The organism is Novosphingobium sp. AAP1, assembly GCF_001295765.1.
Classification (GTDB): Bacteria; Pseudomonadota; Alphaproteobacteria; order Sphingomonadales; family Sphingomonadaceae; genus Novosphingobium; species Novosphingobium capsulatum.
Map to the genome: position 1 here is coordinate 499,659 of NZ_LJHO01000001.1, position 25,170 is coordinate 524,828.

Annotated in this window: 25 protein-coding genes; 7 read left to right on the top strand and 18 right to left on the bottom strand. The window is 66.5% G+C overall.

What is annotated here, in order from left to right; all coding sequences use genetic code 11:
• Positions 1–16 precede the first annotated feature (16 nt).
• The 14 genes from murD to IP65_RS02235 all read right to left on the bottom strand — a co-directional run bounded on the left by murD (position 17) and on the right by IP65_RS02235 (position 13,893).
• Positions 17–1,312, bottom strand: coding sequence for a UDP-N-acetylmuramoyl-L-alanine--D-glutamate ligase (gene murD, locus IP65_RS02170; RefSeq protein WP_054130590.1), 1,296 nt, complete (start codon positions 1,310–1,312; stop codon positions 17–19).
• Positions 1,309–2,373 (bottom strand): phospho-N-acetylmuramoyl-pentapeptide-transferase, encoded by a 1,065-nt coding sequence (gene mraY / locus IP65_RS02175; RefSeq protein ID WP_022675968.1) that lies wholly within the window; start codon positions 2,371–2,373, stop codon positions 1,309–1,311. The genes murD and mraY overlap by 4 nt, the downstream gene beginning before the upstream one ends.
• On the bottom strand, positions 2,374–3,879 hold the full coding sequence (gene murF, locus IP65_RS02180; RefSeq protein WP_054130591.1) for a UDP-N-acetylmuramoyl-tripeptide--D-alanyl-D-alanine ligase: 1,506 nt from the start codon (positions 3,877–3,879) through the stop codon (positions 2,374–2,376).
• A complete protein-coding gene (locus IP65_RS02185; protein WP_054130592.1) occupies positions 3,876–5,342 on the bottom strand; it encodes a UDP-N-acetylmuramoyl-L-alanyl-D-glutamate--2,6-diaminopimelate ligase in 1,467 nt (488 codons plus the stop codon). The genes murF and IP65_RS02185 overlap by 4 nt, the downstream gene beginning before the upstream one ends.
• Positions 5,339–7,078 (bottom strand): penicillin-binding protein 2, encoded by a 1,740-nt coding sequence (locus tag IP65_RS02190; protein ID WP_054130593.1) that lies wholly within the window; start codon positions 7,076–7,078, stop codon positions 5,339–5,341. Before IP65_RS02190 ends, IP65_RS02185 begins: the two co-directional genes overlap by 4 nt.
• Positions 7,075–7,872: a hypothetical protein gene (locus IP65_RS21215; RefSeq protein ID WP_156306355.1), complete on the bottom strand. Its 798-nt coding sequence runs from the start codon at positions 7,870–7,872 to the stop codon at positions 7,075–7,077. The genes IP65_RS02190 and IP65_RS21215 overlap by 4 nt, the downstream gene beginning before the upstream one ends.
• Entirely contained in the window at positions 7,869–8,873 is a 1,005-nt protein-coding gene (gene rsmH / locus IP65_RS02200) for a 16S rRNA (cytosine(1402)-N(4))-methyltransferase RsmH (protein ID WP_231627515.1), read from the bottom strand. Before rsmH ends, IP65_RS21215 begins: the two co-directional genes overlap by 4 nt.
• Complete coding sequence (locus tag IP65_RS02205) at positions 8,870–9,370, bottom strand: division/cell wall cluster transcriptional repressor MraZ (protein WP_022676168.1); 501 nt, start codon at positions 9,368–9,370, stop codon at positions 8,870–8,872. Before IP65_RS02205 ends, rsmH begins: the two co-directional genes overlap by 4 nt.
• 401 nt (positions 9,371–9,771) lie before the next feature.
• Entirely contained in the window at positions 9,772–10,122 is a 351-nt protein-coding gene (locus tag IP65_RS02210) for a hypothetical protein (RefSeq protein ID WP_022676167.1), read from the bottom strand.
• A 14-nt stretch (positions 10,123–10,136) separates the two neighbouring features.
• Positions 10,137–11,135, bottom strand: coding sequence for a cysteine synthase A (locus IP65_RS02215; RefSeq protein WP_022676166.1), 999 nt, complete (start codon positions 11,133–11,135; stop codon positions 10,137–10,139).
• Positions 11,136–11,197: 62 nt separating this feature from the next.
• The gene (gene ccmB, locus IP65_RS02220; protein ID WP_054130594.1) at positions 11,198–11,860 is read right to left on the bottom strand and encodes a heme exporter protein CcmB; all 663 of its coding nucleotides are present in this window, start codon (positions 11,858–11,860) and stop codon (positions 11,198–11,200) included.
• Positions 11,857–12,471: a heme ABC exporter ATP-binding protein CcmA gene (gene ccmA / locus IP65_RS02225; RefSeq protein ID WP_054130595.1), complete on the bottom strand. Its 615-nt coding sequence runs from the start codon at positions 12,469–12,471 to the stop codon at positions 11,857–11,859. Before ccmA ends, ccmB begins: the two co-directional genes overlap by 4 nt.
• Before the next feature lie 4 nt (positions 12,472–12,475).
• Positions 12,476–13,279, bottom strand: coding sequence for an SDR family oxidoreductase (locus IP65_RS02230; protein ID WP_054130596.1), 804 nt, complete (start codon positions 13,277–13,279; stop codon positions 12,476–12,478).
• Complete coding sequence (locus IP65_RS02235; protein WP_022674666.1) at positions 13,276–13,893, bottom strand: DNA-3-methyladenine glycosylase; 618 nt, start codon at positions 13,891–13,893, stop codon at positions 13,276–13,278. Before IP65_RS02235 ends, IP65_RS02230 begins: the two co-directional genes overlap by 4 nt.
• 127 nt (positions 13,894–14,020) lie before the next feature.
• Between IP65_RS02235 and IP65_RS02240 the strand changes: the two genes are divergently transcribed.
• A complete protein-coding gene (locus IP65_RS02240) occupies positions 14,021–14,326 on the top strand; it encodes a 2Fe-2S iron-sulfur cluster-binding protein (protein WP_022674665.1) in 306 nt (101 codons plus the stop codon).
• A gap of 75 nt (positions 14,327–14,401) precedes the next feature.
• Here the strand turns inward: IP65_RS02240 and argC are convergent, their stop codons facing one another.
• The 3 genes from argC to IP65_RS02255 all read right to left on the bottom strand — a co-directional run bounded on the left by argC (position 14,402) and on the right by IP65_RS02255 (position 17,176).
• A complete protein-coding gene (argC, locus tag IP65_RS02245) occupies positions 14,402–15,331 on the bottom strand; it encodes an N-acetyl-gamma-glutamyl-phosphate reductase (RefSeq protein WP_054130597.1) in 930 nt (309 codons plus the stop codon).
• A complete protein-coding gene (locus tag IP65_RS02250; RefSeq protein ID WP_054130598.1) occupies positions 15,328–15,696 on the bottom strand; it encodes an SH3 domain-containing protein in 369 nt (122 codons plus the stop codon). The genes argC and IP65_RS02250 overlap by 4 nt, the downstream gene beginning before the upstream one ends.
• Positions 15,697–15,778: 82 nt before the next feature.
• Positions 15,779–17,176: a M17 family metallopeptidase gene (locus tag IP65_RS02255; protein WP_054130599.1), complete on the bottom strand. Its 1,398-nt coding sequence runs from the start codon at positions 17,174–17,176 to the stop codon at positions 15,779–15,781.
• Positions 17,177–17,280: 104 nt separating this feature from the next.
• On the opposite strand from IP65_RS02255, the gene IP65_RS02260 reads away from it, so the two are divergent.
• The 5 genes from IP65_RS02260 (at position 17,281) to IP65_RS02280 (ending at position 22,131) form a co-directional block, all read left to right on the top strand.
• A complete protein-coding gene (locus tag IP65_RS02260) occupies positions 17,281–18,093 on the top strand; it encodes a PdaC/SigV domain-containing protein (protein WP_231627516.1) in 813 nt (270 codons plus the stop codon).
• Positions 18,094–18,375: 282 nt separating this feature from the next.
• Positions 18,376–19,206, top strand: coding sequence for a type I methionyl aminopeptidase (map, locus tag IP65_RS02265; RefSeq protein ID WP_054130601.1), 831 nt, complete (start codon positions 18,376–18,378; stop codon positions 19,204–19,206).
• A gap of 292 nt (positions 19,207–19,498) precedes the next feature.
• Entirely contained in the window at positions 19,499–19,837 is a 339-nt protein-coding gene (locus tag IP65_RS02270; protein WP_022676151.1) for a P-II family nitrogen regulator, read from the top strand.
• A gap of 160 nt (positions 19,838–19,997) precedes the next feature.
• Positions 19,998–21,407: a type I glutamate--ammonia ligase gene (gene glnA, locus IP65_RS02275; protein ID WP_022676152.1), complete on the top strand. Its 1,410-nt coding sequence runs from the start codon at positions 19,998–20,000 to the stop codon at positions 21,405–21,407.
• Between the two features lie 205 nt (positions 21,408–21,612).
• Complete coding sequence (locus tag IP65_RS02280) at positions 21,613–22,131, top strand: CHAP domain-containing protein (protein WP_022676153.1); 519 nt, start codon at positions 21,613–21,615, stop codon at positions 22,129–22,131.
• Positions 22,132–22,418: 287 nt separating this feature from the next.
• Here the strand turns inward: IP65_RS02280 and IP65_RS02285 are convergent, their stop codons facing one another.
• Positions 22,419–24,710, bottom strand: coding sequence for a bifunctional diguanylate cyclase/phosphodiesterase (locus IP65_RS02285; RefSeq protein ID WP_054130602.1), 2,292 nt, complete (start codon positions 24,708–24,710; stop codon positions 22,419–22,421).
• A 199-nt stretch (positions 24,711–24,909) separates the two neighbouring features.
• On the opposite strand from IP65_RS02285, the gene IP65_RS21220 reads away from it, so the two are divergent.
• Complete coding sequence (locus IP65_RS21220) at positions 24,910–25,059, top strand: lmo0937 family membrane protein (RefSeq protein WP_022676155.1); 150 nt, start codon at positions 24,910–24,912, stop codon at positions 25,057–25,059.
• Positions 25,060–25,170 lie beyond the last annotated feature (111 nt).

Here is a 25,170-nt window from a genome sequence, read left to right on the forward strand (position 1 = left end):
CCTGAAGCCATGCCGGTCAGCTCCCTGCCGTGAGAGCGGCGACGATCTGGCGGAAGCATTCGCCGCGCGCCTCGAAATCGCGGAACTGGTCGAAACTGGCGCAGGCCGGCGACAGCATGATCACATCGCCCGGTACGGCCTGCGCCATGGCGGCGCGCACGGCATCGCCCAGCATTTCGGCACGCGTCACCGGCAAGACCGGTTCCAGGATTTCGGCAAAGCGCGGGCCCGCCTCGCCAATGGTATAGGCGCGCACGACATGGCTGAAATGCGGCGCGCATTCGTCAAGATCATCGCCCTTGGGCAGGCCGCCGACGATCCAATGGATGCGCGGAAAGGCGGCGAGTGCCGGCGCGGTGGAAGCCGGATTGGTGGCCTTGCTGTCGTTCACGAACAGCACGCCGTCCTTTTGCGCCACGCGTTCCATGCGATGGGGTAGCCCCACGAAGCTGGCAAGGCCCGCCTCGATCGTCGGCTCGTCCAGCCCAAGATAGCGCGCCGCGCCCACCGCCGCCGCCGCATTGGCGCGGTTGTGCGGGCCTTGCAGCGATGGCCACTGCGCCGGATCACCGGGCAGATCGATCGCGTTGATGAATGTGAAGTTGGCGCCTTCCGGAGCAAAGCGCAGCACGTCGTCGTCAAGCTCTGCCCGCATGTCCACCAGCGCGAGGTGGCCCGGCGCCTGCATGCCAAACAGCCGCGCCTTGGACGCGACATAGCCATCATAGCCGTCGTAACGATCGAGGTGATCGGGGCTGAGATTGAGCAGGATCGCGACATCGGCATCAAGCCGCTGCGTCAGGTCGATCTGATAGCTCGACAGTTCCAGCACATAGACGCCGCCAGCGGGCAGCGGCTGCTGTTCCAGGATCGGCTTGCCGATATTCCCGCCCATCAGCGTAGGTACGCCAGCCTGCTGCAACAGATGATGGGTCAGCGCCGTGGTGGTGGATTTGCCGTTGGTGCCGGTGATCGCCACAACACGGTGCGGCGGCAGATCGCCGCACGCCTGGGCAAACAGTTCGATATCGCCGATTACTGGCACGCCAGCGGCGCGGGCATGGGCGGCGATCGGATGGCGGTTGAGCGGCACGCCGGGCGAAACCACGATCCCGGCAAAACCAGCCAGGTCGATCGCCAGCGGATCAGCCAGGGTCACGCGCCCTTCCAGCGCGGCGCGCGGTTCCTCGCGCGCGTCCCACGCGGTGACCAGCGCGCCGCTGGCCAGCAGGCATTCCACCGTGGCCATGCCCGAGCGCGCTAGGCCGAGCACGGCATACTTTTTTCCAGCAAAGGCAGGCGAGACGATCATCGCACCTTCAGCGTGGCAAGGCCAAGCAGCGCCAGCACGATCGAGACGATCCAGAAGCGGATCACCACGGTCGATTCCTTCCAGCCGAGCTGCTCGAAATGGTGGTGGATCGGGGCCATGCGGAACACCCGCTTGCCCGTGCGCTTGTAGACGAAGACCTGCACGATCACCGAAACGGCTTCCATCACGAACAGCCCGCCGACTATCGCCAGCACGATTTCATGGTGCGCAGCCACCGCGATTACGCCCAGCGTGCCGCCCAGCGCCAGGCTGCCGGTATCGCCCATGAACACCGCGGCCGGCGGCGCATTGAACCACAGGAACGCCAGGCCCGCGCCCATGACGGCGGCGCAATAGATCGCCAGTTCGCCCGCGCCCGGCACATGGGGAATGCCCAGGTAATGGGCATAGTCGGCGCGGCCAGCCAGATAGGCAATGATTGCAAAGGTGCCGCAGGCGATGATCACCGGCATGATCGCCAGCCCATCGAGCCCGTCGGTCAGGTTCACAGCATTGCCCGCGCCCACGATGACAAACGCGGCGAACACGAAATAGAACGGCCCAAGCGGGATATAGAGGTTGCTGAACACCGGCACGTAGAGATTGGTTTCGGTCACGACCAACCATGCGGCGATCCCGGCGATCACGAATTCCAGCAGCAGGCGCACTTTGGCCGGCACGCCCTGGTGGGCATATTTGGTGACCTTGTCGTAATCGTCCATGAAGCCGATCAGGCCAAAACCGAGCGTGACGATCAGACAGGCCCAGACATAGCGGCTCGACAGGTCCATCCACAGCAGCAGACCCAGCACCAGCGCCGTCACGATCATCAGCCCGCCCATGGTCGGCGTGCCGCGCTTGGCCAGGTGGCTTTGCGGCCCATCCTCGCGGATCGGCTGGCCCTTGCCCTGGCGCATGCGCAGCATGTTGATGAAGCGCGGCCCGATCATCAGCCCGATCAACAGCGCGGTCAGCAGCGACGCCCCGGCCCGGAACGACTGATAGCGAAAGAGATTGGTCAGGCCTTCATAATGCAGCCAGTGAGCCAGGAGATAGAGCATTCACCGTTCCTTGTCAGGCCAGCGCCCTGACCCCAACAGGTCAACCAGCGCGCCCAGACCAACCGAATTCGAACCTTTTACGAGGATGGCGTCCCCGCCCGCAATGCCGATCCGCGCCAGCACGTCTGCTGCCTCGGCACTCGTTTGCACATGATCGACTTGCAGGGGCGCTGCAAGCGCGGCTCCCTCGCTTTTCCCCAATGCGGCGGCCAATGCCGCCATTTCGGGGCCAACCAGCACGGCATGGGCAATGCCGGCGGCCAGCACAGGCCCAGCCAGCTCGGCGTGATAGCGATCTTCATCGGCGCCCAATTCACGCATCGCGCCCAGCACAGCGATGCGCCGCGCCGCAGGCGTGGCGCCCAGGCCCGCGAGCGTTACGGCCATCGAGGCAGGATTGGCATTATAGCTTTCGTCGATCACCAGCGCGGTGCCGCTGCCATCGCCGCCATCGGCAGCCACCTGATGGCGTGCGCCGCGCCCGGCAAGCCCGGCCATTTCCGCCAGCGCCAGGCCGGCCGCACCCAGGTCTCCACCGACGGCGCGCACGGCGGCCATCACGGCCAGCGAATTGATCACCCAGTGATCGCCCGGCTGCGCCACGGTATAGCACAGCTTGCCGCCGCCTTCGCCAAAGCCACCCAGGTCGGCCGTGACAAGTGAACCACCGCCCGGCGCCGCCACCACATCGAGCAGGCGCACGTCGGCATGGGCCGCGCGGCCAAAGGCGATGATCACGCCGGCATGCTGGGCCGCCTTGGCGCGCAGGCGTTCATAATGCGGGCTGTCGGCCGGGATGATCGCGATGCCGCCCGCCTCCAGCCCTTCGAAGATTTCGCCCTTGGCATCGGCGATGGCTTCCTCGCCGCTAAAGTGGCCGATATGCGCGGGCGCGATGGTGGTGACGATGGCAACGTGCGGCCGCACCAGCTGCGTCAGCGCAGACAGCTCTCCGGCATGGTTCATGCCCATCTCGAACACGCCGAACTGGGTGCGCGCCGGCATGCGCGCCAGGCTGAGTGGCACGCCGACGTGATTGTTGTAGCTTTTGACCGAGCGATGCGCCCGCCCCCGGCTGCCGCGATCGAGGGCGGCAAACAGCGCTTCCTTGACCGAAGTCTTGCCGGCCGATCCGGTCACCCCGATCACGCGCGCTTCGGGCGCCAGACGCGCACGCGCGGCGCGCCCTAAGGCATCGAGCGCGGCGGTGGTATCGTCAACCAGCACATGCGGATGCAGCACCGAATGCTCCACCACCGCAGCGGCAGCACCCTTGCCGAATGCGCCGGTGACAAAGCGGTGGCCATCGGCGCTTTCGCCGCGCAGCGCGAGGAACAGGTCGCCCTCCATCACCTCGCGGCTGTCAAACGCCACGCCGCCCACGGCAAACGCGACAGAGGCCTTGCCGCCGGTTGCCGCCGCGATCTCCTGCGCTGTCCACAGGGCCAGCGGGGTGTCGTCCTCGGCCTCAAGCGGCCAATCGATCAGGGCGGCGGCTGCGGTCATCCGGTTATCTCTCCCACGCATTCACGGGCCACCTGCACGTCATCGAACGGCAGCACCCGCATGGCTTCACCACGCCCCACGATCTGTCCCTGTTCGTGGCCCTTGCCGGCCACCAGCACGATATCCCCCTTGCCCGCCTGGCCCACGGCATGGGCAATCGCAGCGCGGCGATCGGCCACTTCCACGGCGCGGCCATCGCACCCGGCCATTACGGCAGCACGGATCGCGGCGGGATCTTCGCCACGGGGATTGTCATCGGTCACGATCACCAGATCAGACCCGGCGCAGGCCGCCGCGCCCATTGGCGCACGCTTGCCGGTATCGCGATCGCCGCCCGCGCCAATCACGGTGATCAGCCGCGCGCCGACATGCGGGCGCAGCGCGGCAATCGCCGCCTCGATCGCATCGGGCGTGTGGGCATAGTCGACATAGACCGGCGCCCCGGCGCGGTTGATCGCGGCGCGTTCCAGCCGCCCGCGCACCGGCTGCAGGCGCGCCAGGGCATCGAGCGTTGCCGCCGCCGCGCCGCCGCTGGCGATGACCAGCCCTGCCGCCACCAGCGCGTTGGCCGCCTGATAGGCGCCGATCAGCGGCAGCGTAACCTTGCGCGTGGCGCCATCGTGCACCAGTTCCAGCACCTGGCCCAGCTGGGTCGGCGTGCGGCCAGCCAGGCGGATCGCCTCGCCCTTTTCACCCACGGTCAGCGCCTTGAGGCCGCGCGCGGCGACATGGGCCAAGGCCTTGTCGCTCCAGGCGTCGTCGGCCCAGACCACCGCCGTGCCGCCCTCGGCGACCACTTCGTCGAACAAGCGCATCTTGGCCGTGAAATAGGCGTCCATGGTCTCGTGATAATCGAGATGGTCGCGGCTCAGGTTGGTAAAGCCGCCAGCCACCACACGCAGCCCTTCATTGCGGAACTGCGAAAGGCCATGGCTTGATGCTTCATAGGCAACATGGCTCACCCCTTCGCGGGCCAGGCCATGCATGTTGGCCAGGAACGTGACGATATCGGGCGTGGTCAGCCCGGTGGAGACGCTTTCATCGGCCGTGGTGACGCCCAGCGTGCCGATCGAGGCAGCGGCGTGGCCGGCCATGCGCCACAGCTGACGCGTCATCTCCACGGTCGAGGTCTTGCCGTTGGTGCCGGTGACGGCCACCACGGTTTCGGGCACCGGGGCAAAGAACGGCGCGGCGAGATGCGCAAACAGGCGGCGCGGGTTGGCATCGGCGATGTGCACGGCGCCTTCGACGCGCGCTTCGGGCCGGGCGACCACCGCGACGGCGCCAGCGGCGATGGCGGCGGGAATGAAGTCTTCGCCATTCACCTGCGCGCCGGCAAAGGCGCCAAACACCGTGCCCGGCGCCACCTTGCGGTTGTCGATGGCAAAGCCGGTTACGTTGATGTCAGCGGCTGCATCGGGCAGCGCCACGCCGGCAGACCGTGCCAGCACACCCAGCTTCATTCACCTTCTCCATTGCCGATCAACGGCGAAAGATCCGAAATATCCACGTCGCGGCTGCCATCGGGCACCACGCCCAGCAGCGGCCCGATGCGCGGCACCACGCGGCCCACGATCGGCGCCGCATTCCAGGCCGCCGTGCGCTGGCCCGAAGTGGCCGCCGTGCCTTGCGGTTCATCGAGCATGGCGATGACCACATAGCGCGGCTTGTCCATCGGGAACGCGGCGGCAAAGGTCGCGACCAGCGAGGTCTTGCGATAGCCGCCATTGCCGGGCTTTTCGGCCGAGCCGGTCTTGCCGCCCACGCGGAAGCCCGAGGCATCGGCCTTGCGGCCCGTGCCATCAGCCACGATCATGCGCAGCAACTGGCGGATGCGCGCGCTGGTCGATGCCTTGAACACCCGGGTGCCGGCGGGAATGTGCGCCGGATCGACCTTGAACAGCGTGGCCGGGCGCCAGAGGCCGCCATTGACCAGCGCGGCATAGGCGCAGGCCAGATGCAGCGGCGTGACGGCGATGCCGTGACCATAGCTGACCGTCATGGTGGTGATCCGGCTCCAGTCGCCAGCCTTGTTTTCGCCATGCGGCCACAGCGGGAAACCGCGCGCCGGCAGCTCGATCGTGGGGCGCTGGTTCATGTGCAGCGCCATCATCGTCTGCCTCAGCAGCGGGCCGCCCAGCTTGTCGGCCACTTGCGCGGTGACGATGTTCGACGAGTGGATCAGCGCCTCGGGCACGTTGAGCGAGGCGCCGAAGTTGTGGCTGTCATGAATGGTGCGCCCGGCAATGTGCAGCGGCGCGGTTGGATAGCGCACCGACAGATCGGTCACGACGCCGGCATCGATCGCGGCCGCAATGGTGATCGGCTTGAAGGTGGAGCCAAGCTCGTACACCTGGTTCGATACGCGGTTGAACACCAGGTCGTTGAACGCGCGGTCTGACCGATTGGGGTTGAACGAAGGGAGCGAGGCGAGCGCGATCACTTCGCCGCTATCGACATCGAGCACGATGCCGGCCGCGCCCTTGGCGTTGCTTTCCTGCATGCCGCGCAGCAGCTCGTCTTCCAGCGCACCCTGGGCGCGCGAATCGAGCGAGAGTTCCACCGGGGTGCCGCGCTGCGCCGGATCGAGCAGGCGGGGTTCGAGCACCTGCTCCATCCCGACGTGGCCCTTGCCCTCTTCATCGACGTAGCCCAGCACGTTGGCCGCGAGCGAGCCTTGCGGATAATAGCGCTGATTCTCGCGCGGGAATTCCAGCGCCGGTTCGCCCAGCGCGAACACGCGGTTGGCTTCCTCGGGCAGCACGCGCTTGCGCAGATAGCTGCCCTTGCCCGATTTCAGCCGGGCAACCAGATCCTTGTAATCGGCATCGGGAAAGATCTGCATCAAGGCGCGGGCCACTTCCTCGGGCGTCTTGACCAGGGGATTGCCCTTTTCGCCCAGCGCCTTGGGATTGAACCACAGCGAATAGGACGGAAACGCGCGGGCCAGCGGCACGCCATTGCGATCGGTGATCTCGCCGCGCGGGGGCAGCAATGCCTCGGCCAGCGAGCGGCGATCGGGCGCCTGTTCGAACAGGCCCAGCTGCGTCAGGCGCACCAGCGCCGTCAGCGTCAGGAAGACAAAGCCAACCGCGACCACCAAGACGCGAACCTTGGCAGTGACCAGCGAACGCTGGCGCACGCTGGCCAGCTGGACGCGGCCGGTGGCGATGGCAGCCGAGGCGGTAAGCTGGTTCACCGGCTCGTCTTCACTCCTGTCTTGCGATCCCCGCGGGCACTCTTCTGCGCAGTCTTGACCGGCGACTTGGCCTTGGCCTTCGCCTTGTCCTTGCCGCCCTTGCCATCCCTCGCATCTGCCCGGGCAGACTTGGTGCCAGCCTTAGTCCGCGCGGCCACCTCGCGGGAAGCCTTGGACGCGGCCTTCTCCACACTTGCCGTGTGCTTGGCGCCGCTCTTGTCGTGCTTTTCGCGCTTTTCGTCGCGCGCCGCCACCGTATGGGTGCTGGCCGCATGCAGCGTACCGAGCTTTTCGGCCAGCGTGGCGGTTGCCTGGGCATGGTCGAGCGGGCGGCTGCGCGGCTTGCCGGCGCCAGCATCATCGCTTTCCGCCTCGTGCGTTTCCGACAGCGGCCGCACCGTCGGATGATCGCCCGACAGCGCCGGGAACGCGGCAGCGGCAATCACGCTGTCATCCACCGTGGCCACGCGAATCGGGGCGGGTGCATCAGGTTCGGCAGGCTTGCTCAACACTGCCAGCTGGCGTTCGTTTTCCAGATACTGCCCGGCGACCGGGGCGACATAGCCGAATTCAAGATCGTTCCACGCCTTGAGCTGCTGCTGGTTGGCGCGCGTTTCGAACTCGGTTTCCAGGTACATCTTCTGCTGCTTGAGCGCCACGATCTGGCCCTCGGCCCGATGCACCTGGCTGCGCAGGGCATTGACCCGGAACGACAGGATCATGACCAGCGCGCCGCACACTGCAAGCAGGGCGAGCCAACCGATCGAACGCAGGCGTTGAGCAGACAGGATCATGCCGACAGGTTCCCCGCAAGCGCGCGCGCCGGGGCAGCGGTTCGCACCGCCCAGCGCAAGGTGGCAGACCTGGCGCGCGGATTGCGCGCCTCTTCTTCCGGGCCAGGGCGGATCGCCGCCGATGGCTTTTCGAACACGGCCGCAAAGGCTTGCGCCTGGGGCGGCAGATGGCGCGAGCCCGCAGGCGTGGCGCCCGCCGCCTCGCGCAGGAACTGTTTGACGATGCGGTCTTCCAGGCTGTGGAAGCTGACCACGGCCAGCCGCCCGCCCGGCGCCAGCAGGCGCTCTGCCGCATCGAGCGCGGCGCGCAACTCATCCAGTTCGCCGTTCACGTGAATGCGCACCGCCTGGAAGCTGCGCGTGGCCGGATCCTTGGCCGCCCCCGGGCGATACCCCAGCGCCTTGCGCACCACGGCGGCAAACTGCCCGGTGGTGGTCAGCGGGCGCGCCGCGACCACGGCGCGGGCGACGCGGCGCGATTGCCGCTCTTCGCCGTAGATATAAAGCACATCGGCGATCTCGGCCTCGTCGGCCTCGTTCAGGAAATCGGCCGCGCTCATCCCGTCCTGCGACATGCGCATATCGAGCGGGCCATCGCTGGAAAAGGCAAAGCCACGCTCGCGCTGGTCAAGCTGCATCGAGCTGACCCCGATATCGAGCACCACGCCCTGCACCTGGCCCACCCCGGCTTCGGCCAGGGCGGTGGCCATTTCCGAAAACCGGCGCGGATGGAGCACGAGGGTGGGCGCGGCGCCCTGGGTTTCGGGCCAGAGGCGGCCAGCGGTGATCGCATCGGGATCGCGATCAAAGGCGTGGACCGTAGCGCCCTGAGCCAGGATCGCGCGGGTATAGCCGCCCGCACCGAACGTGCCGTCGACGATCACCTCGCCCGGCCGCGGCGCCAGCGCGGCGATCACTTCATCGAGCAGCACGGGAATGTGCGGGGCCTGCGCGGGCACAGCTGCCGAGGGCGGCAGGTCGGTGGGCAACTGCGCGCTCACTTGCGCTTCGCCTTTTGCGCGGCTTCGGCCATCAGCGCGCGGCAGGTCGCCTTGGCGCTGTCCCAGCCGCTGTCCATCGTGAACAGCACCTCGGGTGCCCAGATGGTGAAAAATTCCCCGCCGCCATGGAAATAGAGCGCGTCGTTCACGCTGGCCTGCTCCCCCAGGTGATCGGGCAGGATGAAACGACCGGATTCGTCAAAGCTGGCACGCAGGAAACCATAAAGCTGGGCGGCACGGGTGTCAGGGTCAAAGTCGTCGCCGCGCTTGAAGGCCATTTCCTCTTCCCGGGCAATGCGGGCGGGAAAGGTTTCCACGCGGGACAGCCCGAAACCGGTGAGGCAGGGGAACTTGTGATGGCGATCGAGGCAAAGCAGGCGCTGGCCCTGCGAAGCGTCTTTCACGGTGGCGCGGAAGTCTGCGGGCAGGACGAAGCGGTTCTTCTCGCCACGCGGCGAGAAGCCCTGCCCCCAATAGTTTGACGGTGCTCCCGCCACGTCCCGTCACCACCTTGCCCGCCGGACAAAAGCTCCCCGTCGACGGCTGATGTGCGCACACCAGCCGAACCATCCCCCACGGATGCGACATGAAAGTTTGTCCCGATGGCGCCATGCTATCGCGGGACGCCCCGGGCGAAAAGGGGAAATTGCGGGAAAGAACGGTCAGAAGCTGATTCGATTGAGGTTTTTTATGGTATTTTACGCTTAACCATAGATATGTTCACTTTATGTTTCACATTGAAGCCCTTGGAATCCCGCCAGTTTCCGAATCACGCCCGTAATGGAGATGGTTTTTCCCGCGCTTTCCCGTGAACGAACGGGAATGATCGGCGGTTTGGCCCGTGCTTTCCCCGAACAGGGCGGATTTGCCACCTGGGGGCAATCCGCAGTGCGGCGGATCAGTGCTGCTGGCTGGGGTTCTGTTGCGCGGGGGCGGCGCCCACCGGCAGTTCGGGGGCCACGCCCATGTCGACCAGCGGGTCGTTGGCGGCCGTGGCGCTCGCTTCCACCGTGGGATCGAGTGCGGCCGCGCGGTTGGCCAGGGTCACCCGCTCCATGACGACATTGGCCAGGCTGATCAGCAGGATGATCCCGCCCAGGCCAAACAGCCCCACTTGCAGGCGATAGACCGCCTGCGCGCGCAGTTCACGGGGCGAAAGCGGGACATGATGCACCGGCGCGATCGGCGCAGCCGATGCGGCCCCGAACGGGGTCAACTTGCGTTCGCGATGCAATCGGAACAGCGCCATCGCGCGGCTATAGCTTATTGCTCAAGCCACGGGAAGATGGGCAGCCCCTTGGCGCGCAGCCATTCGGGATTGTAGAGCGACGAGAGATAGCGGAAGCCGGTATCGCACAGGATCGTGGCTACCCGCGCGCCAGGGCCGAGTTGCTTGGCTAGCGCCACTGCGCCTGCCACGTTGATCCCGCTCGACAGGCCCAGGCACAGCCCTTCCTCGGCCAAGAGGCGCTCGACCCAATAAAGCCCTTCCTGGTCGGAAATGCGGAACTGGGTATCGATCGGCGCGCCTTCCAGGTTCGCGGTGATGCGGCCCTGGCCGATGCCTTCGGCGACAGAAGACCCTTCGGCCTTGAGTTCGCCATGGGCGTAATAGTTGTAGAGCGCAGCGCCGTGGGGATCAGCCAGGCCCACGGTGATCTTTTCGTCAAAGGCCTTGAGGCCCATGCCGGTGCCGGCGATCGTGCCACCGGTGCCCGCCGCGCAGATGAACCCATCGACGCGGCCATCCATCTGCGCCCAGATTTCGGGCGCAGTGCTTTCGATATGGGCGCGGCGGTTGGCAATGTTGTCGAACTGGTTGGCCCAGATCGCGCCTTCGGTTTCCTCGGCAATGCGGCGCGAGGTGTGGACGAAATGGTTGGGATTGGAAAAGGGCGCCGCCGGCACCAGCACAAGCTCGGCCCGCAGCGCGCGCAGCGTATCCATCTTTTCGCGCGACTGCGTCTCGGGCATGACGATCACGCTTTTGTAGCCCAGCGCATTGGCGACCAGCGCCAGGCCGATGCCGGTGTTGCCCGCCGTACCTTCGACGATGGTGCCGCCCGGCTGCAGCGCGCCGCGTTCCTCGGCATCGCGCACGATCCACAACGCGGCGCGATCCTTGACCGAGGCACCGGGGTTGGCAAATTCGCACTTGCCATAGATTTCGGCGCCAGCCGCCTCGCTCGGGCCGGCCAGGCGCACGAGCGGAGTGTTGCCGATCAAGGAGAGGCTGTCAGGGACGATCGCGGAAGCAGTCATGCCTTGCGAGGTAAGGCGCCATGACGCAAACGGCAACCCAATTGCGCTTGGGGCCGGCAAAGCTATTCGCGCGCCGCCCGGATCGCCGCTGCCCCGGCAAACGGCGCCACGGCCAGCGCTACCAGGCTGCACGCCGCCAGCAGGCCGAGCCCGCCCTCACCTCCCGGTTGCAGCGAACCAGCCCCGAAAATCAGCAGCGGCACCGTCAGCGGAATGGCCAGCAGCCCGCCCAGCGCCGCACCGGCGCGCAGGCCGGCAGTGAGCGCGGCGATCGTCACGCCAATCGCCGCAAGCCCCGGCGTGCCGAGCAGCAGACCCCATTCGACCATGGCCAGTTGCCCGGCATCGAGCGAGAGCAGCCCGGCTGCCACGGGCGCTGCCAGGAGCAGCGGCACGCCAAAGCTGATCCAGTGCGCCACGATCCGCACCATCAGCAGCACTTCTTCCGACAGGCCGCGCAACGCCCACTGATCGAACAGCCCGGCTTCGACATCGGGCTCTACCAGCCGATCAAGCGGCAGGATCGCGGCCAGCAGCGCCGCGACCCAGATCACGCCAGCCCCGGTGCGAGCCAGCAGGCGCGCATCCGGCCCCACGGCAAAGGGATAGAGCATCGCCACGGCCAGGAAGAACAGCAGCGGCAGCGCAGCCCCGCCCCGCCCCTGCGCGCCGCGCAGCAGCAGCGCCAGATCACGGCGGAAGATCGGCCAGATGCGCGCGATCATGCCCAGTCTCCATCGCCATCATCGCTTTGTAGCGCGGGCACGTGATCGGCCATGGCCAGGGTCTGCACCCCGGCCAGCGCCAGCGGCTGGTGCGAGGCGATGATCACCAGGCCCCCCGCGGCACGGTGCGCCTCGATCGCGGCTTGGGCCCTGGCCGCCCAGGCCGTGTCGAGGCCATTGAGCGGTTCGTCGAGCAGCCAGATCGGCGCCTGCGCCGCAGCCAGGCGCGCCAGCGCGGCGCGCTTCTTCTGCCCGGTGGAAAGATAGCGCACCGGCACATCGGCCAGATCAGCCAGGCCGAAGGGATCATCCCGCGTGGGCACGGTGCGATCGATCGCATGCCAGAACGCCAGCGCCCGGCCCAGCGGCTGATGCGGATCGAGCGCGAGCCGCTCGTCGACCAGGGCGACGTTGCCAGCGCGCTCCACGCTGCCGGCAAAGGGCCGCATCAGCCCCGCCAGGATGCGGATCAAGCTGGATTTACCGATGCCATTGGCGCCGGCCAGATGCAGCGCCTGTCCCGCTTCCAGCGCAAAGCCCACGCCGCGAAACAACACGCGATCGCCACGCCGACAGGCAAGGTCATGGGCGGCAAGATGGGGCGCGGTCATGTGATCAAGCCGTAGCCGTGCCACCGCCCCGCCGCAACCGGCGGCGCAGCGTGCCCGGCAGCCAGCGCGCGGCAAAGGCCAGGCGCCCCGCCGTGGGGCCGACCAGCATATGCAGGCGCGGCCCATGCACCGCCTGCCACGCCGCCTCAGCCACGGCATCGGGCGTGCCGATCTCCAACCCCTGGCGCACCACTGCGTCTGTGATCGTGCCGGGCGTGGCGGCATTGGGTGCGTGTTCGAGCAGCGGCGTGGCGATGAAGCCAGGCATGAGGCTGCGCACGGCAATCCCATCGCCCGCCCATTCGGCGTCGAGCGCCTCGGTCAGCGCGCGCAGGCCCGCCTTGGTGGCAGCATAGACCGACGTGCCCGGCGTGCCATAGAGCGCAGCCGCGCTGGCGGTGTTGAGCAGGCAGGCGCCCTGCCCCGCGGCCGCCTTGAGCCAGGGATAGGCCGCCCGTGCGCCCAGCGTGGCGCCGGTCAGGTTGATCGCGATCACCCGTTCGATTTCGTCCACCGTGCACTGCGCCAAGGCGCCGCCCAGCGGCACGCCGGCGTTGTTGGCGACGACATGGATCACGCCGCCCCCTGCCGCTGCGGCCAAGCCCAAGGCAATGTCCCACCCAGCGGCATCGCGCACGTCGAGCAGGTGAGCTGACCAGCGCCCGGCCGGCAGCAGCGCACCGGTCTGGGCCATGCCGGCGCTATCGACATCGGCCAGCGCCACAAACCAGCCTTCCCGGGCGAAGCGGATGGCGATGGCCCGGCCGATGCCCGACGCGCCACCGGTGACGAAGATGCATTTCGTCATAGCGCGGGATTGGCATAGCAATGCCAGGTAAACAGCGCGAGGGCGCCGCGATGCGGGCGCCAGGGCTCGGCCAGGGCGCGCGTTTCCTTCTCGCTCGGCCGTTCCGGCAGGCCCAGCAACTTGCCCAGGCCAACCTGCACGGCAAGGTCTCCTGCTGGCCAGATATCGGGCCGTCCTTCGGCAAACAGCAAATAGATTTCGGCAGACCAGCGGCCCACGCCCTTGATCTGCACCAGTTGGGCAATGGCCGCCTCATCATCATCGGGCAAGGCCGCCAGATCGAGCGCGCCCGATACCACCAGTTCGCACAGCGAGCGGGCATAGCCCTGCTTCTGGCGAGACAGGCCACAGCTGCGCAGCGCATCGAAATCGGCCGCGAGCAGATCGGCCGGCGGCATGTCGGGACCCAGCAGCGCTTCGAGCCGCGCCCACACCGATGCGGCTGCCGCCACGCTCACCTGCTGCCCGACGATGGTGCGCAGCAGCGTACGGTAGCCGGTTTCGCGAATGCGCGGTTCGGGATAGCCGACTTTGGCCAAAGCTGCGGCAAAAGCCGGGTTCTGCGTGGCGAGATGATCCAGTCCCGCCGTGATCGCCTGGTTAGAAAGTCCCATTCGGCGCTGCATCCCTTCGCACATGCTCAAATTTTTCTGGCCAATATTTTCTCAGGGCATTAGCAGCCGGGACGAAGGGCGAACAGAGATCGATGCGAATCCCGCCCACCATGAGGAGCTTTAGACAATGCCGAAGCTTGTTGTCGTCGATCGTGCCGGTGCCGAAAAGGCCATCGAAGTGGATAGCGGCCTTACCGTGATGGAAGCCATCCGCGATAACGGCTTTGACGAATTGCTTGCCCTGTGCGGCGGGTGCTGCTCGTGCGCCACGTGCCATGTCTATGTCGATGATGGCGCCGACGCGCTGCCGACGATGAGCGAAGACGAGAACGACCTGCTCGACAGCTCGGACCACCGCACCGCCACGTCGCGCCTGTCGTGCCAGCTGCCGGTCGTCGATGGCCTCAAGGTCACCATCGCGCCGGAAGACTGATCTTTCGCGCGTTGACGCAAAAAAAGGCGCCGGGGCATCGCTCCGGCGCCTTTTTTTGCGGATGAGGATCGCGAATTACAGCGACAGACCCGCGGTTTCCGGTAGGCCTGCCATCAGATTGAGCGTCTGCACCGCCGCGCCGCTGGCGCCCTTGCCCAGATTGTCGAGCTGGGCGACGAGGCGCACCTGGGTGCCATCCTTGCTGCCAATCACGCTCAGCGCGAGGCCGTCCCACGCCTGGGCGCTGCGGCGCATCAGGAACTCGCCCTCGGCCGGCGCGCCGTGCTTGACGCTGACGATCGGGCTGCCGGCATAGAACGCGTCCAGCGCCGCGAACATCGCCTCTGCCGAACCGGCGCCGGGCATCGCTTGCAATGACAGTGGCACTTCCACCACCATGCCGCGCAGCGCCGGCACCACCGCCGGGCTGAACAGCGGAGCGACCGAAAGACCGGCATAGGCAGTCATTTCCGGCACGTGCTTGTGCCCGAAGGCCAGGCCATAGCCGCGCCAGGCAATATCGGTATCGTCTTCGAACCGGGCGATCAGCGCCTTGCCGCCACCCGAATAGCCCGAAACGGCGTGCACCACATAGGGCCAGTTGGCCGGCAGCAGGCCAGCGCGCACCAGCGGCGCGACCAGGGCGATGAAGCCGGTGGGATAACAGCCGGGATTGGACACGCGGCGCGCATTGGCCACGGCATCGCGACCGACCACTTCGGGCAGGCCATAAGTCCAGCCTTCGGCCACGCGGTGCGCGGTGGAGGCATCGATCACGCGCGTGGTATCGTTGGCGACCATCGCCACGGCCGCGCGCGCGGCATCGTCGGGCAGGCACAGGATCACCACGTCGGCGGCGTTGATCGCCTCGGCCCGGGCGCCATCATCCTTGCGGCGGGCTTCGTCCAGCGTGATCAGCGCAAATTCGCTACGCCCGGCGAGCCGCTCGGCAATTTCCAGGCCGGTCGTGCCGGCAGCGCCATCGATGAAAACCTGCGTGGTCATGCTACCAACTCCAGCGCAGAAAGCGGCACATAGCCCACCAGGCCGCCTTCATCCGATGCCTGGCCCCAGGCCCAGCCGCCGGCCATGTCGAGCACGGCAAAGGTTTCGCCCGCCGGCAGTTGCGCGATGGCCTCGGCATCGCTGCGCCCGGCCTTGAGCAGGGCCGTTTCAGCGACCACGCGGTGCGGCATCGGCACGGCATAGTGCGGCACGAAGACGCGGCCAGCCAGGCGGACATGCGCCAGATCGCCACGAACCGGCAGGCGCAGCGGATCGACCTTGGCCGAAGGGCCGGACAGAGCCAGTTCTCCCTCGGGCGCTACGGCCGGGGAAACGACAAGGGCAAGATCGGATTCGGCAGACAAGGCGGGTTCCCGGACATTCGCAAAGGCGCGCGCTTAGCCGCCCTTGCCCCGGGATTCAAGTTTTGCGCCATCCGCGCCGCGTTCAGCCCGCCGCGTAGCGCCCCTGCAGCAGGCCCCAGGCCGCGCGCAGGCCCAGCGCTTCACCACCCTTGGGCCGGCCCGGCTTGCCCACCGGGCGCCAGGCAAAGGTATCGAAATGCAGCCAATCGATCCCCTCGCCGACAAAGCGATCGAGGAACAGCGCCGCCACGCTGGCCCCGGCAAAACCATTGCTGGGCGAATTCTGCAGATCGGCGACATCGGATTTCAGCCACTCGCGATAGGCATCGTGCAGCGGCAACTGCCAGCACGGATCATCGCGCCCGATCCCGGCGGCGAGCAGAGCCTGCGCCGTCTCGTCGCGCCGGGCAAACATCGCCGGCAGATCGGGGCCCAGTGCCACCCGCGCTGCGCCGGTCAGCGTGGCAAAGTCGATCACCAGTTCGGGCTTGGCCTCGCTCGCACGGGTCAGCGCGTCGCCCAGCACCAGGCGCCCTTCGGCATCGGTGTTGGTCACTTCCACGCTCAAGCCCTGGCGCGTGCGCAGAATGTCTCCCGGACGGAAAGCGTTGCCGGAAATGGCATTTTCCACTGCCGGGACCAGCAGATGCAACCGCACCGGCAGGTTTTGCCCCATGATCAGCCCGGCCAGCGCCAGGGCATGGGCCGCGCCGCCCATATCCTTTTTCATCAGCGCCATGCCCGAAGCGGGCTTGATATCGAGGCCGCCGGAATCAAAGCACACGCCCTTGCCCACCACGGCCACGCGGGGATGGCTGGGGTTCCCCCATTCCAGCTCGATCAGGCGCGGGGCGTGGCTGCGCGCGGCGGCGCGGCCCACCGCATGGACCATCGGATAGTCCCGCTCCAGCACGTCGCCGGCAATCACATGGATCGTGGCGTGGTGCGCCTTGGCCAGGGCGCGGGCTTCGGCCTCCAATTGCGCCGGGCCCATGTCTTCGGCGGGGGTATTGACCAGATCACGCACCATGGTGACCGCCGCCGCTTCGGCCAGGGCCAGCGGCAGGGCGCGCACCGCGCTGGTCAGCAGCACGCGCGGGCCGGGCTCGCTGCCCTGGCTGCGATAGCGATCGAACCGGTATTGCGCGGTGACCCACCCATGCAGCGCGGGGGCAGCATCGCCCACGCCGGCCAGGCGATAGGTGCCGGCAGGCAGCCGCTCTGCCGCGCGGGCCAGGCACCAGGTGCCGAGCTTGGCGCGATCGGCGACGCCCGCCACCGCGATCCAGCCATCGCCATCCCCCTCGGGCACGACGGCCACCTCGCCGGCAGCGCCAGCAAAGGCTTGTGCCGTCAGCAGGGCACGCGCCTGGCCGCTGCGGGCGCGCAGCCAATCGGGCAGGCCTGCCTTGTCGACAATGTGCAGGGCAATCGCGCTCTGGTCGCGATCGGGCTGGATCAACGCGTTCTTGTCGGTCATCTTGGACCAGACCTTGGCGCAGGACGGCGCCAAGATCGAGAGGAAAATGCCCCGCGATGCCCCTTATGCCAGCCCCCCGCCACTCTGCCCTGCTGCCTGCCCTGATGACCCTGGCCATGCTTGCCGCCTGCAACCGCCAGCCGGCAACGCCCGCCCCGGCCAGCCAGGCCGCGCCGCCTGACACGACCACGACCACGGCCAGCGCCACCACCAGCCACGCCAGCGCCCAGGCGACGCAATCTTCCACCGCCGGGCATGCGGTGAAGGAAAGCACCGATGCCTATGAATTCAGCTATTCCTGGCCTGCTGCGGCCGATGCCCAGCCCGCCCTGCGCGCCCGCCTGGCGGCAGACGAGGCCGCCCAGCGCGCCACGCTCAAGCACGATGCCGAGCAGGGGCAGAAGGAAGCGGCGCGCGACAAGTATCCGTTCCATGCCTTTGGCCATTGGCAGGAATGGCAGGTTGTCGCCGACTTGCCCGATTGGCTCAGCCTGTCGAGCCTGGTCGGCAACGACAGCGGCGGCGCCCATCCCAACTATGGCTATGCCGCGATCCTGTGGGACAAGCGCGCCGGCCAGGCCCGCAATGCGCTAGACCTGTTCACCGCCCGCGCCGCGCTCACCGGCGCGATCCACGCCGATTTCTGCAAGGCACTGGACGCGCAACGCGCCAAGAAGCGCGGCGGCCATGCCAGCCTGGGCGGCGACAGTGGCTTTGACGCCTGCGTCGATCCCTTGGCGCAGACGGTGATCCTGGGCTCGCGCGGCAAGAAGGCGTTCGACCGCATCGGCTTCCTGATCGCGCCCTATGAAGCCGGGCCTTATGCCGAGGGATCGTATGAAGTGACGCTGCCGGTCACGCCGGCGGTGCTGGCGGCCGTGAAGCCGGAATGGCGCGGGGCTTTTGCTGTGCAGTAAAGTGCGGCTCGCGACTACGGGGTTTGTTGCGCCGACAAAGAAGCTGGACCCCGGATCAAGTCCGGGGTGACGATAGTCTTTATGGTGATTTTTTCTTCGTCACCCCGGACTTGATCCGGGGTCCAGCTATCTGCTTTGCCAGCCTCATGCGATCTTCGCGCACAAAGCCACGTAGCGAAATGCCATCTTCGTGCCTTCGTGTGAAGATATCCTGCCAGCTGGGCAGCCTGCGCCGCACGATCCAACCTCGCAATTTCGCGCGCGCCCCGCTATATCGTGGCGATGACCGAATATGTGACCGTAGACGACACCGAAACCGTCCTGCGCGACGGAACGATCAAGCTCCATGGCCCCGCCGGGTTCGAGGGCATGCGCAAGGCCGGGCGCCTGGCGGCCGAAATCCTTGATGCCGTGGCGCCGCTGGTGCAGCCCGGCGTGACCACTGCCGCCATCGACGATGTCGTGCGGCAGATGACGCTCGACGCCGGCGCGGTGCCGGCGACGCTGGGCTATCGCGGCTATGCGCATTCGTGCTGCATCTCGATAAACCATGTGGTGTGCCACGGCATTCCGTCGGACAAGACCTTCAAGGACGGCGACATCGTCAATATCGACGTGACGCCGCTGCTCGATGGCTGGCACGGCGATACCAGCCGGATGTATCTGGTTGGTGACGTGCCGTTGAAGGCGCGCCGCCTGGTCGACGTGACCTATGAGTGTCTAATGATCGGCATCGAGCAGGCCAAGCCCGGCGCGCGGCTGGGCGATATCGGCGCGGCGATCCAGGCCCATGCCGAAAAGCAGCGCTATGGCGTGGTTCGCGATTTCTGCGGGCACGGCCTGGGCCGCCTGTTCCACGATGCGCCCGAAGTGGTGCACGCCGCGCGCGCCGGCACTGGCCCGGTGCTCAAGCCCGGCATGTTCTTCACGATCGAACCGATGATCAATCTGGGCAAGCCCGCCGTGAAAATCCTCGACGATGGCTGGACGGCCGTGACGCGCGACCGTTCGCTGTCTGCTCAGTTCGAACATTCGATCGGCATCACCGAAGACGGCTGCGAGATTTTCACCACCAGCCCCAAAGGCCTGCACAAGCCGCCCTACGCCGCCTGATCCGCTGCGCTGCACAGGCAGGGGCTGCCCAAAAAACAGGCAACCCCTGCCTTTTATTTAAGCATTTTTCCGTCGCATCTGCGCAACAACCCGCATGATTTTGCACAGGGTTGGGTTGCATTCTTTCTTTCCCCCTGAATTTCCCGCTTTCGCACCGGGCGGCAATGGCCTAGGGCACTGTGCTTAACAGTGGCACGATTCTTGTTAGGATCGGGTCTGCGGACACGAGGAACATGCGCCTGCCCACACTTGCGTGGTGCAGCGCGGCATCAGGTGCAGGGGTCAGGAACCGGTGAAGAAGATCGAAGCGATCATCAAACCCTTCAAGCTCGACGAAGTGAAGGAAGCGCTGCACGAAATCGGCGTTTCGGGCATCACCGTGACCGAAGCCAAGGGTTTCGGCCGCCAGAAGGGCCATACCGAGCTCTATCGCGGCGCGGAATACGTCGTCGATTTCCTGCCCAAGGTGAAGCTCGAGGTCGTCGTGGCCGACGCCCTGGTGGAGCGCGTGGTGGAAGCCGTGGCGGCTGCTGCACAGACCGGCCGCATCGGCGATGGCAAGATCTTCGTGATCCCCATCGAAAGCGCCCTGCGCATCCGCACCGGCGAACGCGACAACGACGCGATCTGAACGAATTTCGCCGCAGCGTGCGCCTGGTCTCCACCCTGGGTGGAGGGCAGACCGGCGGTGCGGCGGGTGAAGCGGGGGTGGCCTTGGGACGGGCGGCCTCCTTTTCCAACCACCCCTGAAGCCCGCGTCTTTATCCAGCGGGCAAACAGAAGGACCAGCGATGGCAAGTGCAAAGGACATCCTCGCCCGTATCAAGGAAGAGGAAATCGAGTGGGTTGATCTCCGCTTCACCGACCCCAAGGGCAAGTGGCAGCACCTCACCATGGTGTCGTCGGTCCTGGGCGAAGACGAACTGGAAGACGGCCTGATGTTCGACGGCTCGTCGATCGAAGGCTGGAAGGCCATCAACGAGTCGGACATGATCCTCAAGCCCGACCTCGACTCGGTCTATGTCGATCCGTTCTCGGCCACGCCGATGCTGATCATCAACTGCGACATCGTCGAACCGTCGACCGGCGAACTCTATTCGCGCGATCCGCGTTCGACCGCCAAGCGCGCCGAAGCCTTCCTCAAGTCGACCGGCATCGGTGACACCGTCTATGTCGGCCCGGAAGCGGAATTCTTCCTGTTCGACGACGTCAAGTTCTATGACGGCTATGACGGCAACGGCTTCAAGATCGACGACATCGAGCTGCCGACCAACTCGAACAAGGACTACGAAGCCGGCAACCTGGCGCACCGTCCGCGTGCCAAGGGTGGCTACTTCCCCGTTGCCCCGGTCGACAGCTGCGTCGACATCCGCGGCGAAATGGTTTCGACCATGCTCGAAATGGGCCTGCCCTGCGACAAGCACCACCACGAAGTGGCCGCCGCGCAGCACGAACTGGGCCTGACCTTCGGCACCCTGGTGCAGACGGCCGACCGCATGCAGATCTACAAGTACGTCGTGCAGCAGGTCGCGCAGGCCTATGGCAAGACGGCCACGTTCATGCCCAAGCCGATCATGAAGGACAACGGCTCGGGCATGCACACCCACATCTCGATCTGGGATTCGGGCAAGCCCCTGTTCGCTGGCAATGGCTATGCCGGCCTGTCGGACATGTGCCTGTACTTCATCGGTGGCGTGATCAAGCACGCCAAGGCGCTGAACGCGTTCACCAACCCCACCACCAACAGCTACAAGCGCCTGGTGCCGGGTTATGAAGCGCCGGTGCTGCTGGCCTATTCGGCCCGCAACCGTTCAGCCTCGTGCCGCATCCCCTATGGCGCCGGCGCCAAGGCCAAGCGCGTGGAATTCCGTTTCCCCGACGCGATGGCCAACCCCTACCTCGCCTATGCCGCGCTGCTGATGGCTGGCCTCGACGGGATCAAGAACAAGATCCACCCGGGCGAAGCCATGGACAAGAACCTCTACGATCTGCCGCCGGCCGAACTCGCCGCCGTGCCGACCGTGTGCGGTTCGCTGCGCGAAGCGCTGGACTCGCTGGCCGCTGACCACGACTTCCTGCTCGATGGCGGCGTGTTCACCAAGGACCAGATCGAAAGCTACATCGAACTCAAGTGGCCCGAAGTGTTCCGTTGGGAAACCACGCCTTCGGCCGTCGAATTCGACATGTACTACAGCTCGTAAGCGAGCTGGCCTTGCCGCAGCGATGCGGCAGGCACGAAAGACAGACGCCCGGACCCAAGCGGTCCGGGCGTTTTTCGTGTCCGCCATGCTGCATTGCGAAAGTTATCCACAGCCAGGATGAATGCAGGATAAACGGCCCGGCGCGAGCGGTGAAGCGTGGGAACCCCCGGTTCCAGAATCCGCCGCAAACCCTAAGGTGCAGGCCATGCTTCGCACCGCACTCACCGCCCTGGCCGCCTTCGCTTCGCTTGCTGCACTGCCGAACGTGGCCCATGCCCGGCTCCAGTGCGTGACCTATGCCCGCCAGGTTTCCGACGTTCAGCTTTCGGGCAATGCGCGCGATTGGTGGGGCAATGCGGCTGGCACTTATGCCCGCGGGCAAGAGCCCAAGGCCGGTGCCGTCCTCGCATTCCGCGCTTCACACTCCATGCCCTATGGCCACGTCGCCGTGGTCAGCAAGGTGGTCGATGCCCGCCACGTGATGATCAACCATGCCAACTGGTCGCGCCCTGGCATGGTCGAACGCGGCGTGATGGCGGTTGACGTGTCGGCCGCTGGTGACTGGTCGGAAGTGCGCGTATGGTACGGCCCGACCCAATCGCTCGGCATGCGCCCCTCGCCCGCCTTCGGCTTCATCTACCCCCACGGCGCCCCCGCCAGCGCCGCCCCGGTTACCCAGACCGCCGCGATCGAACTGGCCATGGTGGACAAGGCGCAGGGCTGAACGCTCCGCGCTACGCCGAAGCAACAAAGCCGCCCGTTTCGGGCGGTTTTTTGTTGGCCGGGGTGTTGGGTGTGGAACGATCAAGCAGCGGAACCCCGGATCAGGCCCAGGGTGACGAAATTCACATAGGCGCTAGACACTTACCGTCACCCCGGACTTGATCCGGGGTCCCACTATTCTGCGCCAGCCACTGGCCCTTGGCACAGAAAACCGCATAGTCTGCACTCCCCCTCCGACGGACCTGCGGTCCGCCACCTCCCCCACGGTGTGAGGGAGGATCCTGGGCGTCAGATCGCCTGCTGCATGTGCTGGGCGGCGTTGCGGGCCAAAAGAGCGCAGGCCTGATCGGCCGGCAGCGCGGGCCAGAACAGGTGCCCTTGCACGAACTCGCACCCGGCGGCGTGGACCAGGCGGCGTTGCAGCTCGGTTTCCACCCCTTCGGCCACCACTTTCATGCGCAGGGTCTGCCCCAGCGCGACGATTGCCCCCAGGATCGATTGCGCATCGAGGTCGCTTTCGATGTTCTGCACGAACGAGCGATCGATCTTGATGCGGTCGAACTGGAACGAGCGCAGGTAGCTCAGCGAGGAATAGCCGATGCCGAAATCATCCAGCGCGATGCGGAAGCCCATGTCCTGAAGCGTCGTGAGCGTTTGCGCCACATGGTCGCTGCGATCGAGCATCACGCCCTCGGTCACTTCCAGGATCACCCGCTGCGGCGAGATGCCGGTTTCCTGCACCAACGCCGCGATCGTTTCGATAAAGCCCTGGGCCATGATCTGGATCGGCGAAAGATTGATCGAGATATCGGCGGCAGGCCAGTGCCGGCACTGCATGAACACACGGCGCAGCATCCAGGTGCCTAGCGGCACCATCAGCCCGGACTGTTCGGCAATCGGCACGAACACGCCCGGCCCGATATCGCCGCGCTCGGGGTGCGGCCAGCGCAACAGCGCCTCGAACCCTTCGATCTGCCACGTGGCGAGATCGACGATCGGCTGGAAGTGCGCCTCCAGTTCGTCGTTGGCGATGGCGCGGCGCAGTTCCAGCTCCAGTTCGCGCGCCAGCCGCTCGGTAGCGTCCATGCCGTTAGTATAGCAGCGATAGCGCGCGCGGCCGCCCTGCTTGGCCCGATAGAGCGCAATGTCGGCACGGCGCAGCAGTTCGGCGGCATCGTCGGTTTGCCCCGGCCCCCAGCTGATCCCGCATGAGCATGTCACGCCCAGGCTGTGCCCAGCGATGATGAACGGCTCGGCCATCAGGCCCACGATCTGACGCCCCAGCGCATTGGCCGCACCCAGCCCGCCCGTGGTGCGCCGCAGGACCACGAACTCGTCGCCGCCAAACCGTGCGATGAGGTCAGTCTGCAGCAATCCGCCGCGCAGGCGCTGCGCCACTTGGGTGACCAGTTCGTCGCCCACATGGTGCCCCATCGTGTCGTTCACGGTCTTGAACGCATCGAGATCGATATAGCCCACGAACACATCGCCCTGGCCGCCTGCCTGACGCTGGCGGTTGGCATCGGCCAGTTCCTCGCGCAGGCGTTCGGCAAAGTGCAGGCGATTGGCCAGGCCAGACATGGGATCATGCAGCGCGTTGTATTGCGCCTGGGCTTCGCTCAACTGCAGATGCTGCGTGGTGGCGCGCATACGCCGCACGATCATCACGCCACCGGCCAACACCGCCAGGAACAGGAAAATCCAGGTGGCGAGCAGCGGCGCCGTGCCGCGCCAGATGGCTGGCCCGGGCAATTGCGGCGTCCACACGAAGAAGCCCACCCGCGTGCCATCGGCGCTGAAGCGCGGCAGGGAATTGACCGTGCTCAGCGGCGGCAGCGTGCGCACGAAGTGAAAATCGGGCAGCAGCAGATCGGCCGCCAGCGCGTGCAGCACGCGATCATCGACCAGGCGCAGCGAAACGAGATAGCGCGGCTCGGTCGTGAGCAACGCATAGTTCCGATCGGGTACGATGGCCGCGGCGGTCAACAGCATCAGCCGGCCGTCATGCCAAACCAGCGACGACCCCCACCGCGAAAGCGGCGCGCCGCGCGCATCGAACGGCCACAGCGCCCCGCCCACGCGGCGAAACTGCGCCACCTGGCCATAGACGCGGCGGTTGCTGCGCGCCTGGGACAAAACCGATTCCACCTGCCAGCGCGCCTTGGCATAGGGATAGTCGGGCATCACCTGGCCGTGCCGCCAGCCGCGCACCAGCGTGCCGTTGGGTTCGACCAGCATGGTCTCTTCGGCGCCCTGGTTAGTCCACGGGAACACGCCCAGTTCGCGGTCCATCCATGGCAGATCAGTGTGCCGCACGGCATGCTGGACCGAATCATCCCACACCAGTTGCCCGGTCTGGCCGATGATTACCGTACGCACCCGCGTATCGAGATAGCGCGCGACCATCTCGCGCTCATCCTTGCGGGTAAAGGCATCGGCCACATGGATGGAATGATTGAGCGCTGCCATTAGCGCGCCCGACAGGGCCAGCAGTGCCGCGAACGTGGCACCGACAATCCAGCCCGTGCGCTGTTCCTCGCTCAACCTCGTGTCCCCCGGCCCGTGGATCTGGCGCGTCACGCACCAACCACTTGGGAAGCGTGGAGGAATATTACCAATAAATGGTTAGCGCCCGCCCCAAGCCTACGGTGAATCGCCTATTCCCGACGATTTTCAAATTCGGGAACCAGCCCTTTGGTGCACCGTTTACCAGCCACACAAGGATGCCAATCCGCGCCACCGCCACAGGCGGGGCGCCACCCGTTCCAGGAGCCCCGCCATGCTTTTGACCATCGCTCTCGTTCTGCTCGTGCTCTGGGCGCTGGGCGTCTTCGCCTTCAAGGTGACCGCCGGCGTCATCCACATTCTGCTGGTGCTCGCCCTGATCATCGGTCTGGTGCAGCTGTTTACCGGCCGCCGAACCGTCTAACAGACGCTCGTTTCCGGATAAGGCGCCGTGCATTGCCGTTTGGTGGTGCACGGCGCGAAACCCTATCCATTCTGCACAAACCCTCCGCTTGCCATCGCCGCCTGCGCTCCC